We start from the raw sequence: 14,223 nt of genomic DNA, 5'->3' as shown, positions 1-14,223 counted from the left end.
AAGCTAACCACTGACCCCATGTACACTCAGACTTTAGAACTGTTGGGACAAAACAGCCAGCAACAGTATGAAAAACTAACAGCGAAAGCTTTGTTTGAAACGGAATATATTGAGCCATATTTAGGCTCAATATTATTCCCTTATTACAGTCACTACTGCATCATCTCGGTATTGGGCATCAACTATTCTGATAAACAGTTTGGAATTTTTGATAACGGTTGTCATGCCGATCGGTACGATCGAATTGCCATGCTTCTCAAAAGGATTTAGCAAAGTTGTCAGAAAAAGTGACTGTTACATCGCGCTTGTAACAGTCAATTAGATCAGTAAAAACCACATCAATTATACCCTAAGTCAATGCAAGTATTTCTCACGGGAACCGAAAGACTTGAGAAAATGAACGCGGAAATGTGGACGCGAATTCATAATATCACAAAGCTAAATGCTACCATCTTAATCGGGAACTATCGGGGTTTCGATCAACTAGCTTTAGCATTCCTAAATGTTCTGGAATATCGCAACGTTAAAGTTTATGAAACAGGAAGCGGTCTAAGTTTCGGTCATCAAATCATTGATGTAGGTCGATATCCACGTCAAGATATTGAAATGAGTCGATCGGCAGATTATATGTTGGCAGTTTATGACGGTCTAAGTTATGGAGTTAAAGCCAACTTGAGACGGATGCCAGCGGAGAGAACTCGAATCATTTACGTTAACATTTGAAGCCAAATCATGAAAGTAAAATCAATCATCTTTGACGAAAACAATCCTAATCGCGATCGCAGCCTGAAAATGTTTGAGAATATCTACAAAGGTTTACTCAAAGAAATTAGGGGCGATCGGGCTTACAAAATGCCTCCGAACTACATCAATTGGCAGACTTTAAGCGGAATTATTTCAGTAGCTTTGTCAAGTTGCACAGTTGAATATTTCAGAGTTGATTTATCTGCATTCATCCATAGCTACCGAACAGCTCTCTGGTTTATCAAAGATGCTCCTATTTATTGCTTGACTGAGCAGCTAATTACAGCATTCGATCAGACAGATGTACTTGCTAAACCTGGTATCCTGAGAGGTTGGCAACCATCCTTACCTAGTTTCCTGCTAGCCATACCCAAAGGCTTAATTCACACGCCCGATGGTGCTGAAGTGGATTATCTGACGGTTTCGTGTAGTGATTGTGATTATCCAAGCTGGAATTATGGCAAGTGGAGTAACATCGAAATTAAACCATTTGCCTTGAAACACGGTCGATATTTTCAGATTTGCACAGTTGATTCTTATGAAACTGTGTGGCCTTCAGGAACTGGTGTTAAAAGTGATGGTACTTTGATTTAGGATGAAAACGCAAACTTCGGTAAACCTACTCTTTCGATCGATGATAAAGTTTTTCTTCAACCCATTCGCAATTTGGTAATTAATATACTCTTGATTTGGGAATTGACACCAGCGTTATTAATGCCTGTAACTGACTCCAAAATAAAAATTAAAAGTAAGAAATTATGCCGAGGGATCGGAGTTTTTTTAATGTCAGATTTCCCCGATGTCTGGGTGAAAACTATCAAACTTTCTCGGTATTATCCGCAGAAAAAGGAACTCATTTGTCTCCGTGTAGCCACTGGAGACAAGGGCATTAGAGGGTGTTAGAATCAGGTCATGGTAAGCGCTGGAGAGATAGTAAACGGCTTTGGATTCAACCTATTTGGGTTCAATTCTAATACCAGTTCATCAGCCTAAAAAGTAAATTACAATAAATAAAATACTTCTGAGGCTGAGCCCATGATTACTCCAGGAACTGCATATAACTGTTTTTCAAAATTTATATTTGATGGTGATACTTTAACCCTAGACTTTCGAGGTGCTGATTTACGAGTTCGACTCCGCTGGATAGATACTCCTGAAGCTCAAAGACCGGGAGTAACTAGCACAGACCCCAGAGTTCTTAAACATTGGGAATGGGCGCAAACGGCAAAAACTGCATTGATGAATATGGTGGCAAATAAACCAATTATTGCCATTCCGATCGAGAAAGACCAGTTCGATCGCTGGATATGCGACTGTTACTTTGACAAAATTTCAGCAGCAACAAATATCCAGATTCTTCAATGCAAGAGCGGAATGGGGGTAAGTTTCCTCCCATATAACCGCTTTGCTTACAACACCAGAGAGTTGACTGTACTCCGAGGAATTATTACTGAAACTGCCAGTGCTAACCGTAAGAAATTAGGTCTTTGGTCAGAGCCTGACCTAATTCTTCCTAACGAGTTCAAAAAATTAACCTTATCCTGAAAAACTATGAACTTAGCTGAACGAATTGTCAGATACATGGAAGCCAAGAAATATAGCTTGGCTCGGAAAGAGGGAGAAAAAAACATTATTTATGTGGAAGGGATGAACCCGGACGGAACCCTTAACGCTGATACTCCCAACCATTTCAACGATGCCCGAATTCTTTTAATATTTCGGGATGGGTTGCCGGTGATCGAAGCTGCTTGGGAAGCGACAACCGAACCAGGCTTCTATTACACCGACAACCCCATGAACCCCAAGGGTGCTGCCAGAATAGCTTTTGGACAGTATCGAGCATGGCAAGTCGGCATCCACGGCTACTCTGAACCGCACGAGTCTCTTATCCAGGTCGGGCTAGTCAAAGTGCATCGCGACTGGAACCGGGACATGATGAGAACCGGTGATTCGATCGATGAGGGTTACTTCGGCATCAATCAACACCACGGTTTCGATCATCCAGTAAATGATATTCATACAGCCGGAGCTGGCTGCTTCGTTGGGAGACTTAGACGGGAGCACTTTGACTTCATGAAGAGGCTTTTGACTGACCCTCGCTATGTTGCTGATCAAGAGTATATTTTTACGACAACTATCATTCCAGGTAATAAACTTTAATTTATGGGGAAATGAAACAAGAAACTTTGGATTATATTGCTGCTTCGATCGGAACTGTTGCTATCATTTCTACCTATATTTTCTGGTTAGCTTCTCGGCAAATTAAAGATAGTTTAGTGCGTAGAATTGATCAGTTTGCCTATGATTTAACTAAAAAACAAGAGAGTGACACGATTACTGCCGGGTACAAAATGCGACGCTGGCAAGATATAAATAGACTTCGAGACATTACTTTGGAATGCAGAATCGAAGCTATTGAACACAAACTACAAATCGCTGCCTGCACTATTATTGAATCGATCGAAAGTCATTTTGACGATGATAAAGACTGATACTTTTAAACTCAATCAAAAACGATGAACTTAAGATTTAGAAAGCCTACTATTGATCAATTAGACCTTATTTCTAGTATTTTAGGAACGATCGCTGGTGTTGCAGAATTACTTGTGGCTACTGGCAAGATTAGTAATGAAGATGGTCAGTTAGTCGCTGGCTTTGCATTAATTGCCTGGGGATTTTTTAGTAATAAAGCACCTCGGACTCCCAAAATTAGACAGCAACAACAGCAACCATATTTACGGTCAGAGCGCCATGAATTATTAGTGAATGAGCTGGGAGAGTAATAGTATCAGTAAAACTCCGATTAATCCGCACAAAATACCGAATAGAAAAATCGTCAACTGATTCATAAATCTCACTCAGAATCTCATAGTAAAATCAACTTAACATGATTTTACTATGAGATTTCTTTTTTTGGTTATGGATTACGGATTACGGATTATTCATCTTTTCCGCGATAACCTTCAGAGTTACTGCTGAACCAGCTACTATACCGAGAATTGCTCCAGCGGTAAAACTATCTACTGGATGTATCAACTTTTGCTCGGCGTACAGTTGAGCTGTTTTTTGTGCATCTTCTGCTAATTCTTTGGCAATATCTGGAACAATTTCGACTGTTGCTAATACAGATGCTGTCAATGTTCCCGCAAAAAATACCGATTCGGTTGCTGTTGGTTTACGCATTTTGTCTCCTAATTCTCTCTTAGTTTTGGTTGACTGATTGTTAAGATTGATTATCGATCGAATAAATGATCGATTTGGCTTAGCTCTTTTCCAAGTAATCCTTGAATTTAGCTATTAGTGAAGGTGTCCCATGTTTCATTACAAGGTATTGAAAACATCTTTTACCTACATCTGAATAACTTTTTGGCTTCCTCCTTCCTTGGGTGAAACCCAAACCGACTTGAATGAGTTTACTTGGACTTGTATATTTATCGGATAATTTCAAAATGCGCTCAAAAAGGGCTGTTTCTGACTCATTTGGCAGTAATCGTGAGAAATCTTCGGCATTCCAGATAACTGGATAATCCTCTCTGGGTAAGGGTTTTGGAGTTATCTCGCTTTTGATAAGGTTATCGGACTTGGATAATTCTTCACCTGAGTTATCTGCCGAATTATCTGGTAAATTATCTGAGTTTTGACCAGCTTGCGAGCGATGTAACTCTATTTTTTGATCGAGTTCTTCAGTGGTTGATTCGGCTAACCAATAATCCCACGATACTGACTGATTTAATGCCCGATTTAGTTTGTCTATATCCGATTCTATTTCAGGTTCTGTTTGAAATTCTGTTTGAGATTCTGTTTGAAATTCTGCTTCAGGTTCTGTATTTTGCAAGCTAAGATTTACATTCTGGTCAACTGCTGAATTACTAATAACTTCATTGTCAGGTTCTACACTAAAGCCATTAAATAACTCGTAAACCCATTCAGGACGTATCCAGTTCGGCAGAATAGAAATAGGTAAATCTTTGATGCACTCTCCCTCTTCATCTTTGATACCCGAAATAGTTCCTTTGAAAAGTGGCTGATATTTGCTGTCCGATCGTAATTGAAGTTTGATAACTCCTGAGTTGACAGATTTACTGAAACCGTCACCCCCGCCGAAAGCAGCGTTAGTATCATTGTGAGCAATGAAGATAGGCGCTTCTTTGCCTTTGCGAGGGTCGCCAACAACTTTTCGGGTTAGTTTGCTGGCAGGTTCCACCGTACCTTCTTCAAAGCCATATTGTGTCATTTCATCAAAGATAGAGGTCAGCCAATCATCTTTCAAAGTTCGGACTTTGAATCGATCGTACATAGCGTTAAGTTGTGCGCCAACCTCCTCAAAGTTTTGATTTGCGCCGTAGCCGGGAACGCCTAACTTAACCAGAGTTTTCCAGCATTCATCATAATTTTGGTGAAAGTGAGGGTCAGCGATCGAGATGATTTTGTGACCATACAAATAATGCCGACACAGTGCTAAAAAAGCTCCGAAGTAACTTTTAAAGCTACCCATATCCCCATAAATTAGGAGGGGTTTGTGCATCAGTTGTGCAATCCATCCGCCTTCATGCTCCTCAATCAATTTCAACAGCTTCGATCGGGCAGCAGCTATATACTCCGCTCTCTTCTCTTCTACTGTTTTCTCTCTTGCCACACCGCCCGGAACACTATCAACAACAGAATCAGAAATAGAATCTGTTTCTGTTTCTGATTGAGAATCAAAAACTGTTTTTGTTTCTGGTATTGGGGGCTGTGAAGTTTTGAGAAGATGCTCAAGAATGGTGGGGTGATCGTGAGCCATGACCCGGACATAATTCTGCTGAGTCTCGGCTTTGTAGACCTCAACAGAGGCATTAGCCCGAAGCTTCTCTTTGACCACTACCTCCTCAACTAGAACCTCAGTGAGGGCGGAGTTAACAGCAGCATCAAGAGCTAGTTGTTTCAGTCGCTGCTCAAATTCCCAGAGCTCTTGCCGTTCAAGCTGCTCCTTTTTTTTCTGGCTGTCGTGCCAGCCAAAATATCCGCAGCCGATCGCAGCGATCGAGCTGGCTTGCCGAACTCCCACCCAGCGATCGAACGGAAGCGGCATCAATGCCAAACCGAGACAGCAAAATGCTCCGAAAAATGACCCGACCGTTACCCTGTTACCCATGACTGATGACTCCTATCCTTTACCCAGTCCCCAATACCCAAAATCCAATGCCCGATGCCCGATGCGCGCGATTTCCAATCTGATGCGCGAGATACCCGCGCGATTTCCGATGCCCGATGACTGATGACCAATGACTAATGACTGATGAGTGAGGAGTGATGCCAAGACTTAAATCTCCCTGCTGCTGACTCAAATCAGTACAGCCGTAGCAACAGGGAGGTAAGTATTATTTACTACCAGCACCAATGATCCACATGGCGACGATGATAAAGATTGCGATCGCCAAACCATGCTGCCAGGTCAGGAGATAATACAAATCCCAGAAGCAGAGAATGCCTCCGATCGCCAGTGCTGCACCGCCAGTCCGCCAGAGTCCGACATAAGCGCGATCGGCTGGCGACATGAAAAACAGACTGAGAGAGCCGATGACGATCGCCACGATTCCTAAGAAAATATGTGACGGAAAGAACCGAAACACATTTGCTATGCCGATGCCTATCGCAAAATTCACTACCAAAAAATGCCAGTTGTTGACATTCTTAAGGCGTTTCAGTTCGGCTGAGGGCTTATAAACGATCGACTCTACCTGTGGCTGTTGTTGCACAGCAGGCTTTTGCGGTAGTTGTGGATTTGGTAAAAACATGGTTGGTGCATTTATTGAAGGTTTTGCCGTACATCAAGCAACAATTGGGGCAAATCTCGATATTCTGTATTGCCGAAGTTTCAGCAACTACTAAATGCCCAAAACTATTGGCTAGTTTTATCCCCGGTTCATGGTCATCTGTCGTTACCCAGCCTGTATTTGTCGTAGCAGTAGCGCTTTTAGTGGAATCGATCGAGCTGACCACTTTGAAAACGTAACCTTTAGAAATAATCAACTTTCACCTCTCATGAAATTAGTGAATCTTGAAAAACCACGATTTATCTGCGAAGCAACACCTTTGACTTTGCCTGCCATGTCGCCTGACCAGTTAACAGCCACATTGATTGAATCCTTGGCTCTACCTGTTGCCGATGTTGCCGAGCGTGTTGTGGCTAAACCTGGAGCTGAAATAAATTGAGGTTGATAGTTAGACTGACTAATTTGAACTTGAGAAGAAGTCGAACCGCCGAGAGATGGATGACTCAAGCCATGAGTACCGTATTTCAAGCCGTATGCAGCTTGTTTATAGGTATTATCTTCATTGTCTTTCCACTGTCGTAGTTGTTCGGCAAACTCTGGATTTCCTTGCATTCTTGCAGTGGCTGCATCAACTTCGGCAACTTTCTTGGCGATCGCAGCAATTACCGTGTTGTCCCAGAGAAGATTTTCTTGTACTGTTTCTGCTGCAAATTGTTCTTTACTTTTTGTTAGCCGATAATCTTGCTGCTCAACTGTCGCGCCGTATTTTGCCCGAGCAACCGCTACATCTATCTGAGCTTTCTTGATTTTCTCAGCACCTTTATAGCCAGCTTCCATCAGCCAGCCTTGGAATTCCCGGAAACAGATTTGTGCGTCAATGAGTAGCTTAAATTTCTCTTTGATTTCGGTGATGTGGTCAAGGAACCATTTTGCTTGGATTGCCCGATCGCCGATCGCAGCCCAGCCCTGGGGCGTGAGTTGATTCAAGTTAGCGGTTGTGATGTTGAAAACATCATCCAACATTTGCTCCCCCTCAGCATCAAGAGCGCCACCGACTAAGGTTGTGAGAAGGTAGGTTAATACATCTTGTTCTTGGTCAAGTTGTTGTTGCATTTATTTTCCTAATCTAATTGTGTTGAATCATTAGCAAGATTATCGATCCAGAATTTTGCGTTAACTAAAGCTGTTTCTGTGTTGTGCGAAACTCCTTCTTTGAGACGATCGTAAATACACCAATTCATTTCCTTCTTTGATTCAATCCATTTAAGCTTGATTACCCAGCCTAAATATTCATATTCCTAATCAGAATTCGAGTCAGATTCTACAACGCCTCTTGCTTGGAGATTAAGCAACAGTTTCATAGCTAGGTTACTAACGGTGCGCTCTGACAACAAATTCAACAATTTATCTAACATTATTACTTACCTCATGTAATTCTTCATCGTCATAGTCCATAAACTCGTTAATCCACTGTTTTGCTGCCAACAGGGAGGAAGCGGAGTCATAGGTCATGCCTTGATCAAGAAACCGATACATACCGTCGTAGACATACCAGTTCCATTGTTCGCAAAGCGCGTTCCTCTCCATCAATGTGAAAACATCTCAAACGGATAATCAATCCACAGTGCTCATATTCATCTGATATTGGTGGATCTATCACCCATTCTGTGATTGCACCTTTCAGTTTTAGGTAGATCAACAACTGTTTGGTAAATGATAGGACGATCGAATCAGGGAACAGATTCAGAATTGGTTTGAGATTTTTACGCATTGAATTATTCTGGTAAACCATTTGGTGTTAGGTAAGCTGTGATTTTCACCATTTCTCCCGGTTCGGGTTCTGGCAGTTGGCGCTCTACGTGTTTCATTGCCTGAGTTACGCAAATTTCTGTGTCAGCATAAAGTGTAAAAATCTTGGTCGGGCGACGGCTGCTGTAAACGTAAATATTTCGAGAATGTTGATTGATACCTTGTTGACTTTGAGTTTGAGATTTGCCGAGTAACCAATCAAACATCTATTTCTTCCTCTTCTTCATCTAAAGTATCAATTTCATCACCTAGAAACGCATTCGCCCATTTGAGAGCTAGGGCGATCGCATCATTTTCGGTTGTCGCTGTACCCTTTTTAATAATTTCAGTACCTCGACCATCACAAACGAACCAATACCAGTACCAGTAATTCAACCTTGCACAGGGAACGATTTTGATTTCTAGTCCCATATAACAAAAAGTTTCGGCAACATCGGTTTGATCCGGTGTCCAATGCCTAAGCTCATCTCGTTCATGCAAATTTTCTACGATCGAGCTACCAATCTTTTGAAGAAGCTTGACTGGCACAAAATTCAAAACTTGCTTAAGCATTTTCATCACCTACATTTTGAGGATTCGGATAAGGTACTTTGCCGTCAAGAAATTCAACTGTCCAACTTTGAGCTAAAGCTATAGCATCATCTCTCGTATTTCCGACACCAGTTTTCAACACTACTTGCCCAAAACCGTCATAAACTAGCCAATCCCAGTAATTGAGTTCTTCTCCCAAAAATGTTGAATATGCAGAGAAAGTCTTAACTTCAATTTGTAACCCTGCATAGAAATAGCAACCTGGGAGTAAATGTTGAGCATCATGATTGAAGTTTTGGAAGATTTTATTACTCAGCTCTCTCGAAAACTGAGTAACTTTTTTCTGAGAAGCCAACAGACTTGGAAATAATTGCAGCAATTGTTTGAACATATTATCTAAAAACCAGAGAGGAAAGGAGCATCAAAATTAAAACGGCAATAGCTAAGTAAGCCAAGTTGACAAGCCAACAGAGAAGAAATAACGTGATTTGCATCAAAATAATTCCTACATAGTTGACTTCAAACCATTCTGTCCTACCATCTAATCCTGGAGTTCGGTGAACATTGCAACCCTTAAAGATTTTGTGCATCGTTTTTTCTGTCAGTCTCATGTTCATCGTGAAGACGATCGCCCTAATTTCTAAGTTGGCTTCGTACTCTTTTGACAGGAAATATCGGCGTGTTTTTGGTGTCTCACTCAAACCAACTTTACAAAGGTCGCCGTCTTGAAAAATGTAATTAAACCCAGGGACATATTCACTCTTTCTCTTAGGTTTTGGCTTCTTAGGTTGCCGTTGGTGTTTAAGTATTAGACTCGCTTTAGCGTTTTTGTGTCGCATTCAATTCTTTCCTTAAAAGTTCGAGTGAATGAGACAAAAGCGCGACTCTTTATGCACGACATAATGCTTTATGTCGTGCATAAAGAGTCCGTAGTGTTTGACTAGCATTAAACCGCGTCTCAAAATCACTGGATTTCAAATCTTCTTCAAATTTGGCGATCGTAATTTTATTCTGTTCGGTTTCGGCTTCAATTTCATCAAGTGACATCTCGATCGGTCTTTTGACCTTAGACATCAAAACCACTTGTCGTGCTGCCAGTTTTTCATTACGTTTCGAGATATGCAAAAGTTCTTGACTTAACTTCAAAGAAACCTTTTTATCAGTGACCTGTTCGATTTGAACTTTCAGATTATTTTGGAGCAATTCGTTTGCATCGCGCTCAGTTTGAAGCTCCTCATAGGTCATGCTTGTCAGTTTTTTTACCATGAGAATTAGCTCCTAACTACTCGACTGTTTGACGGTTATTGTTGCTGCCAATGCCCACGGACGGAGCAATTTGATAAACTGTGGTGTTGTTGACTGTTTGACTGCCCTGTACGATCGTCGGTTTCGCTTGTTTGAGGGCTTCTTGATACCCGGTTTGATAGCAGAGTGCACCGAAACCAACTACCAATGCTGGGATAGCTCTACTCATCCAAGGAGCGCCCGGTTCGGTCTTAGTTGTGAATGTTGAATCTGTCGAAAATTGGTCATTCATGGTTAATAATCCTTGCTGTGGTTAACAATCGTTGCGATCGTATTACTTGCGCCATCGGTTGAGAGTCTTACCCAACCTTCATCAGCCATATCTTGAACATCAATTTCTACTCGCCATTCTTCGATAAAAGTACAGAAAGCAATTTCGGCTGTACTACCTTTCCCAAACTCCTTCAGAAAATCGAGAATGGCTTGTATTTCAGGCGTTATTTCCACCCCTTATAATCCTTAAGCTTTTTGTATCGAAATTGAATGTTTTGAACTTTCTTGCCTTGCTTATTTCGCCACAGATTGACGATATTGAGTAGAAGAATCAGGAGACTGATTAGAATTACGGTTGTCAGGAGTATTAACTCGATTTGGTTATGGTTCCCAACAATCACCCATGAGATAATTGTCGTCCTCAGATGCGAATGTGCATTCATAATTTTGCTGTTCAGTCTCGAAACGGTAACAAACTCCAGGATAGGGACATTCCCGACCGCCGACACAGTTAGGAGGTATTTTTCGATGTTCTGGTTGGCAGAGTTGCAGATTGTCGTCAACTGGTTCAAGAAGTCGAGTGCGATCGCCTAATGGAGACAAATCTAAGTCAATCACTCGGCACAGTTCCAAGCATTTTTTTTCAGCACTGTAGACATAAACTTTCTGATTTGGATGCCAATCATAAACTTTGTCAGAGGTTATAGGAATCATTTAGCAAACTCCTGTCATCCAAACTGAAGGGGCTGAAATTGGATAGGGATTACTACCAGAAGGTCTGAAAATCGACACTAGCCACTGAATCATTGTTTTTTCCTCTTTCTGTCTTTTTGAACAATCACAGTGTGAATCGCAGCAGTGTGAATTAGAGAGCAAACTCGAATAGACAACCAAGGCAATGAGTAACTTTTCTCGGTGAGCTATTCGAGCTTGCTCTTCTAGAATTAGCCGCTCGCTGTAAGCTTCAGCTAGTTCTATGCAGGATTCGATTAGCCCCAAAGTCCAGTTATCTGTTTCGGTTGCTGTTTTTTTCCCGGTAAACTTCCACCACGGAGATCTAAAGGAGTCGATCGAATAGATTCAGTGATTGAACCAAAATTCGCTCGAACTTTAGTTGCTCTATCTTGAAGTTTGTCCACTACATTTGCACCCAGGGCAATGCAAAAGGTATCAACTATTTGTTCGGATGCTGCCTCAGCAACATCCGTCATTGCTAAGCTGGCTTCTTGAGTGACCGATCGGATAGCAAGTACCATTCCATTGGTTTCTTCTTGACCGTCGCGGTGTTCGCTATGGTCGATCACACTTTCATCAATTTGATCATTCTGATATTCACTGCTGCCAGTTCGGTTGCTGGCAATTTGTAGCAATGCTTCCGACGGGATAATCATTTCTTCGCGAACAAGTCGGTAATATTCAGTCACTTCGAGAGCATCAGCCTCTAAAACCTGAGAGTTCTGCCAATCTTTCTGACCCAGGGCTTTACGGACATTGGTGATGTCGCTAACTTTGCCCAGGCCGAGTTGAGCTTTGAGTTCGATTCTTGAAATACTCATCTGTGTTGATTCCTATGTTTTGTAAGTAATTGCGGGTTTTGTCGATATCTCGATCGCAAAAGAGGAAGATTTCCTCTAGCTGAACCAGACACCATTTTGAGAAATCCGAGAATTTGCGACTATAGAGCGAGCGGTCAATTTCTGGGCATTCTTCCTCAAGCAGTACCAATCTTCGTTTAAAAGTTGCTTCTGCCATTGGCTTATTAGTTTTGTTGGAAATCTTGCCCAGTTCTGCCCTTAACTCCGATCGCGTCCAGAAATTGCGCCTACCCGATTCTTCCGTAACTTGCGCTGTTATTGTCTTTCGGCGTTTCATGTCTTTGTATGAGCTACTTTAGGGATAGCTGGCGCTGTCTTTCAAGTAGCTCACAGGCCCTTAAAAAAATTATCGATCGTCCCGTGGGCTTCCTTTTTCAGTGCCTGGTTCTTCGCCTAGTTCTTCAGCTTTGGGTTTGGGGTAAGTTTTCGTTGCGTCCCAGTACCCGAAAGCTCGTCTCTGATTCCATACCTTCTCGGCTGCTTCCTGAGCCGTTTTTCCGAAACCTTTCACAAAGCAGTTGGGGTTGAACGAACGTTCAACCACAACTAGATGCTGTGGCTGTAGTAACATAATGCTGTCTCCTAGTGCCGTGTGGCGGCATTGGTGGAAAGTCTGGTGAGCGTGCTTCAACACGTTTACCAGGCGTTTTTGCACTGTAACATCCAAATGATGTTATGTCAAGAGAATTTAAAACTTTAATCTAAGATTTGTTGCGCTCATAGAATATGCTAAAAAAATGAGCACAGAAAAGATTAAAGGAAAAAGTAGGGATTCTCGTGATCGACTTACATTTGATGTAGGCGAACTGCGTGATCGGCTTAGAGCTCAGGCGATCGAACCGAATCAGTCGCTAGCATCGATCGTGAGGATGGCCCTGATCGAATGGCTTGAGCAGCGAGAAGCCCTCGAGGATAAAAAATCTTCCGAAGAAGAACACAGGAGAAAAGGAGTCAGGAGGGAAGAAAGCTCTTCTCCTGACTCCTGACTCCTTAACTCCTTCCCAAGAAAATTCTTAAAAAAACGATTAAATTGATATATCAGTTATTGATAATCCTTAAAAGCTATACATAATAACTATTACAACAATTTTAACTCCACTTTGGGGTAGTAGGGGTCGTGGGTTCAAATCCCGCCGCTCCGATAGATGGAATCCTTATTTTATAAGGATTCCATTATTTTTGCCGAAAATTTGGGTCTAAAGCCTCGTCCTTCGCTTGAGGGCTTTTTCTTGATATTAAGGCTTCTAATGAGTTCCCTTAGAGCATCGGATTTCGAGCTCCCTGGTGATTCGCAGTAAGATTCTAGCTTCTCAAACTCTTCATCAGTCAGCCTAAAAAATCCGCTCTTTTTTATGGCAAAGTATTGTAAAACTTCATTAAAGTTATAAGCATTAGTAAGCAATGATGGTAATATGTAGTCAGGAGGTCAAAATGAAACTACCTGACTACGCCAAAGCAATAGGCATAAGTTACACAACTGCGTGGCGGTGGTGGAAAGCGAATAAACTACCACATCCGGCACGACAAACAGAAAGCGGTCTAATCATCGTTGACTACGTGCCACAAGCGTCATCCACCGAAGTCAAGAAGAATCGAGTCGCCCTGTACAGTAGAGTCTCTTCCTCCGAAAACAAAGAAAACCTTAACCGCCAATCGGAGCGGTTGGCTGAATACGCCATTGCTAATGGCTATCAAATCGTTAGAAACGTAAAAGAAATAGGCAGCGGATTGGATGACCACAGAAAGCAGTTGGAAACACTACTACAACAAGATGGTTACGACATTCTGCTAGTGGAACATAAAGACCGATTGGCTCGATTTGGTACGAATTATTTAGGCGTATTGCTTCTTCGGTCAGGAGTTAAACTAGAAATAGTTAATCTTGCAGAGAACGGAAAAGATGAGTTAATGCAAGACTTGGTAGCGATAATTACAAGCTTTGCTGCACGACTTTATGGACAGCGCCGTGCTAGCAGAAAGACGGAAAAAATAATTGCTGAATTGAGAGATGGAGGCACTGAATGCAGCTAACCGAAAGGCACATACAGCGGATTCCAGGTTTATGAAGTACAGTAGCAGCAGCAGCTTGTAAACCAGTTTTTAAAGTGCTGTGGATTAACCCGCGTCAAGCGCCGTAGCTAGTAAAACATCAACCATCTTGGTAGTAGTGGGCGAAAACTTACGTAAAAAAGCTTTGAGTTGTGACCACCATAATTCGATTGGATTAAAGTCAGGAGAATAGGGTGATAAATTCATAACACTTGCACCAG

General features: G+C 41.9%; 27 protein-coding genes. 9 read left to right on the top strand and 18 right to left on the bottom strand.

The genetic code is table 11. The features are described from left to right. Nucleotides 1-18: 18 nt before the first annotated feature. From QUB35_RS12745 to QUB35_RS12715, 7 genes are all read left to right on the top strand, one after another. Nucleotides 19-270, top strand: a complete 252-nt coding sequence (locus QUB35_RS12745) for a hypothetical protein (RefSeq protein ID WP_333142252.1) — start codon at nucleotides 19-21, stop codon at nucleotides 268-270. An 87-nt stretch (nucleotides 271-357) separates the two neighbouring features. Then, the gene (locus tag QUB35_RS12740) at nucleotides 358-723 is read left to right on the top strand and encodes a hypothetical protein (protein WP_333142251.1); all 366 of its coding nucleotides are present in this window, start codon (nucleotides 358-360) and stop codon (nucleotides 721-723) included. A 9-nt stretch (nucleotides 724-732) separates the two neighbouring features. Further along, a complete protein-coding gene (locus QUB35_RS12735; protein ID WP_333142250.1) occupies nucleotides 733-1,338 on the top strand; it encodes a hypothetical protein in 606 nt (201 codons plus the stop codon). Between the two features lie 441 nt (nucleotides 1,339-1,779). Then, entirely contained in the window at nucleotides 1,780-2,289 is a 510-nt protein-coding gene (locus QUB35_RS12730) for a thermonuclease family protein (RefSeq protein ID WP_333142249.1), read from the top strand. Nucleotides 2,290-2,295: 6 nt separating this feature from the next. Further along, nucleotides 2,296-2,904, top strand: a complete 609-nt coding sequence (locus QUB35_RS12725; protein ID WP_333142248.1) for a hypothetical protein — start codon at nucleotides 2,296-2,298, stop codon at nucleotides 2,902-2,904. An 11-nt stretch (nucleotides 2,905-2,915) separates the two neighbouring features. Next, nucleotides 2,916-3,236, top strand: coding sequence for a hypothetical protein (locus tag QUB35_RS12720; RefSeq protein WP_333142247.1), 321 nt, complete (start codon nucleotides 2,916-2,918; stop codon nucleotides 3,234-3,236). Nucleotides 3,237-3,260: 24 nt separating this feature from the next. After that, entirely contained in the window at nucleotides 3,261-3,527 is a 267-nt protein-coding gene (locus QUB35_RS12715) for a hypothetical protein (RefSeq protein WP_333142246.1), read from the top strand. 148 nt (nucleotides 3,528-3,675) lie between these two features. On the opposite strand, the gene QUB35_RS12710 is transcribed toward QUB35_RS12715, so the two are convergent. The 17 genes from QUB35_RS12710 to QUB35_RS12630 form a co-directional block, all read right to left on the bottom strand. Next, nucleotides 3,676-3,927 (bottom strand): hypothetical protein, encoded by a 252-nt coding sequence (locus QUB35_RS12710; protein WP_333142245.1) that lies wholly within the window; start codon nucleotides 3,925-3,927, stop codon nucleotides 3,676-3,678. Nucleotides 3,928-4,006: 79 nt separating this feature from the next. Continuing rightward, nucleotides 4,007-5,878, bottom strand: a complete 1,872-nt coding sequence (locus QUB35_RS12705) for a hypothetical protein (RefSeq protein WP_333142244.1) — start codon at nucleotides 5,876-5,878, stop codon at nucleotides 4,007-4,009. Between the two features lie 226 nt (nucleotides 5,879-6,104). Then, nucleotides 6,105-6,482, bottom strand: coding sequence for a hypothetical protein (locus QUB35_RS12700; protein ID WP_333142243.1), 378 nt, complete (start codon nucleotides 6,480-6,482; stop codon nucleotides 6,105-6,107). Beyond that, nucleotides 6,445-6,756 (bottom strand): hypothetical protein, encoded by a 312-nt coding sequence (locus tag QUB35_RS12695; protein WP_333142242.1) that lies wholly within the window; start codon nucleotides 6,754-6,756, stop codon nucleotides 6,445-6,447. Before QUB35_RS12695 ends, QUB35_RS12700 begins: the two co-directional genes overlap by 38 nt. After that, nucleotides 6,753-7,613, bottom strand: coding sequence for a hypothetical protein (locus QUB35_RS12690; RefSeq protein ID WP_333142241.1), 861 nt, complete (start codon nucleotides 7,611-7,613; stop codon nucleotides 6,753-6,755). The genes QUB35_RS12695 and QUB35_RS12690 overlap by 4 nt, the downstream gene beginning before the upstream one ends. Before the next feature lie 406 nt (nucleotides 7,614-8,019). Next, nucleotides 8,020-8,271, bottom strand: coding sequence for a hypothetical protein (locus tag QUB35_RS12685; RefSeq protein WP_333142240.1), 252 nt, complete (start codon nucleotides 8,269-8,271; stop codon nucleotides 8,020-8,022). Nucleotides 8,272-8,275: 4 nt separating this feature from the next. Then, on the bottom strand, nucleotides 8,276-8,515 hold the full coding sequence (locus QUB35_RS12680) for a hypothetical protein (RefSeq protein WP_333142239.1): 240 nt from the start codon (nucleotides 8,513-8,515) through the stop codon (nucleotides 8,276-8,278). Beyond that, entirely contained in the window at nucleotides 8,508-8,861 is a 354-nt protein-coding gene (locus tag QUB35_RS12675) for a hypothetical protein (RefSeq protein ID WP_333142238.1), read from the bottom strand. The genes QUB35_RS12680 and QUB35_RS12675 overlap by 8 nt, the downstream gene beginning before the upstream one ends. Continuing rightward, nucleotides 8,854-9,231: a hypothetical protein gene (locus tag QUB35_RS12670; protein WP_333142237.1), complete on the bottom strand. Its 378-nt coding sequence runs from the start codon at nucleotides 9,229-9,231 to the stop codon at nucleotides 8,854-8,856. The genes QUB35_RS12675 and QUB35_RS12670 overlap by 8 nt, the downstream gene beginning before the upstream one ends. Before the next feature lies 1 nt (nucleotide 9,232). Next, nucleotides 9,233-9,679, bottom strand: coding sequence for a GIY-YIG nuclease family protein (locus QUB35_RS12665; RefSeq protein WP_333142236.1), 447 nt, complete (start codon nucleotides 9,677-9,679; stop codon nucleotides 9,233-9,235). A 49-nt stretch (nucleotides 9,680-9,728) separates the two neighbouring features. Further along, entirely contained in the window at nucleotides 9,729-10,106 is a 378-nt protein-coding gene (locus tag QUB35_RS12660; RefSeq protein ID WP_333142235.1) for a hypothetical protein, read from the bottom strand. 16 nt (nucleotides 10,107-10,122) lie between these two features. Further along, nucleotides 10,123-10,377: a hypothetical protein gene (locus QUB35_RS12655; protein ID WP_333142234.1), complete on the bottom strand. Its 255-nt coding sequence runs from the start codon at nucleotides 10,375-10,377 to the stop codon at nucleotides 10,123-10,125. 2 nt (nucleotides 10,378-10,379) lie between these two features. After that, a complete protein-coding gene (locus QUB35_RS12650; RefSeq protein ID WP_333142233.1) occupies nucleotides 10,380-10,592 on the bottom strand; it encodes a hypothetical protein in 213 nt (70 codons plus the stop codon). A gap of 147 nt (nucleotides 10,593-10,739) precedes the next feature. Next, on the bottom strand, nucleotides 10,740-11,072 hold the full coding sequence (locus QUB35_RS12645) for a hypothetical protein (protein ID WP_333142232.1): 333 nt from the start codon (nucleotides 11,070-11,072) through the stop codon (nucleotides 10,740-10,742). A gap of 275 nt (nucleotides 11,073-11,347) precedes the next feature. Continuing rightward, complete coding sequence (locus QUB35_RS12640; protein ID WP_333142231.1) at nucleotides 11,348-11,914, bottom strand: hypothetical protein; 567 nt, start codon at nucleotides 11,912-11,914, stop codon at nucleotides 11,348-11,350. Then, complete coding sequence (locus QUB35_RS12635; RefSeq protein WP_333142230.1) at nucleotides 11,862-12,230, bottom strand: hypothetical protein; 369 nt, start codon at nucleotides 12,228-12,230, stop codon at nucleotides 11,862-11,864. The genes QUB35_RS12640 and QUB35_RS12635 overlap by 53 nt, the downstream gene beginning before the upstream one ends. A gap of 69 nt (nucleotides 12,231-12,299) precedes the next feature. After that, on the bottom strand, nucleotides 12,300-12,524 hold the full coding sequence (locus QUB35_RS12630; protein WP_333142229.1) for a hypothetical protein: 225 nt from the start codon (nucleotides 12,522-12,524) through the stop codon (nucleotides 12,300-12,302). A gap of 166 nt (nucleotides 12,525-12,690) precedes the next feature. Here QUB35_RS12630 and QUB35_RS12625 point away from each other — a divergent pair, with 166 nt between their 5' ends. Together QUB35_RS12625 and QUB35_RS12620 are read left to right on the top strand one after the other, a co-directional pair. After that, nucleotides 12,691-12,939, top strand: coding sequence for a hypothetical protein (locus QUB35_RS12625; protein ID WP_333142228.1), 249 nt, complete (start codon nucleotides 12,691-12,693; stop codon nucleotides 12,937-12,939). Nucleotides 12,940-13,384: 445 nt separating this feature from the next. After that, nucleotides 13,385-13,984 carry an IS607 family transposase gene (locus tag QUB35_RS12620; RefSeq protein ID WP_333106769.1) on the top strand — a complete coding sequence of 200 codons (600 nt, stop codon included), beginning with the start codon at nucleotides 13,385-13,387 and terminating at the stop codon, nucleotides 13,982-13,984. A gap of 84 nt (nucleotides 13,985-14,068) precedes the next feature. Here the strand turns inward: QUB35_RS12620 and QUB35_RS39130 are convergent, their stop codons facing one another. Then, complete coding sequence (locus tag QUB35_RS39130; protein ID WP_445252115.1) at nucleotides 14,069-14,209, bottom strand: hypothetical protein; 141 nt, start codon at nucleotides 14,207-14,209, stop codon at nucleotides 14,069-14,071. Nucleotides 14,210-14,223 lie beyond the last annotated feature (14 nt).

The sequence above is a fragment of the Microcoleus sp. B13-B6 genome (assembly GCF_036705405.1).
GTDB lineage: Bacteria > Cyanobacteriota > Cyanobacteriia > Cyanobacteriales > Microcoleaceae > Microcoleus.
The sequence above is the reverse complement of the archived record's forward strand: the minus strand, read 5'-3'. Positions and strand labels throughout refer to the sequence as shown.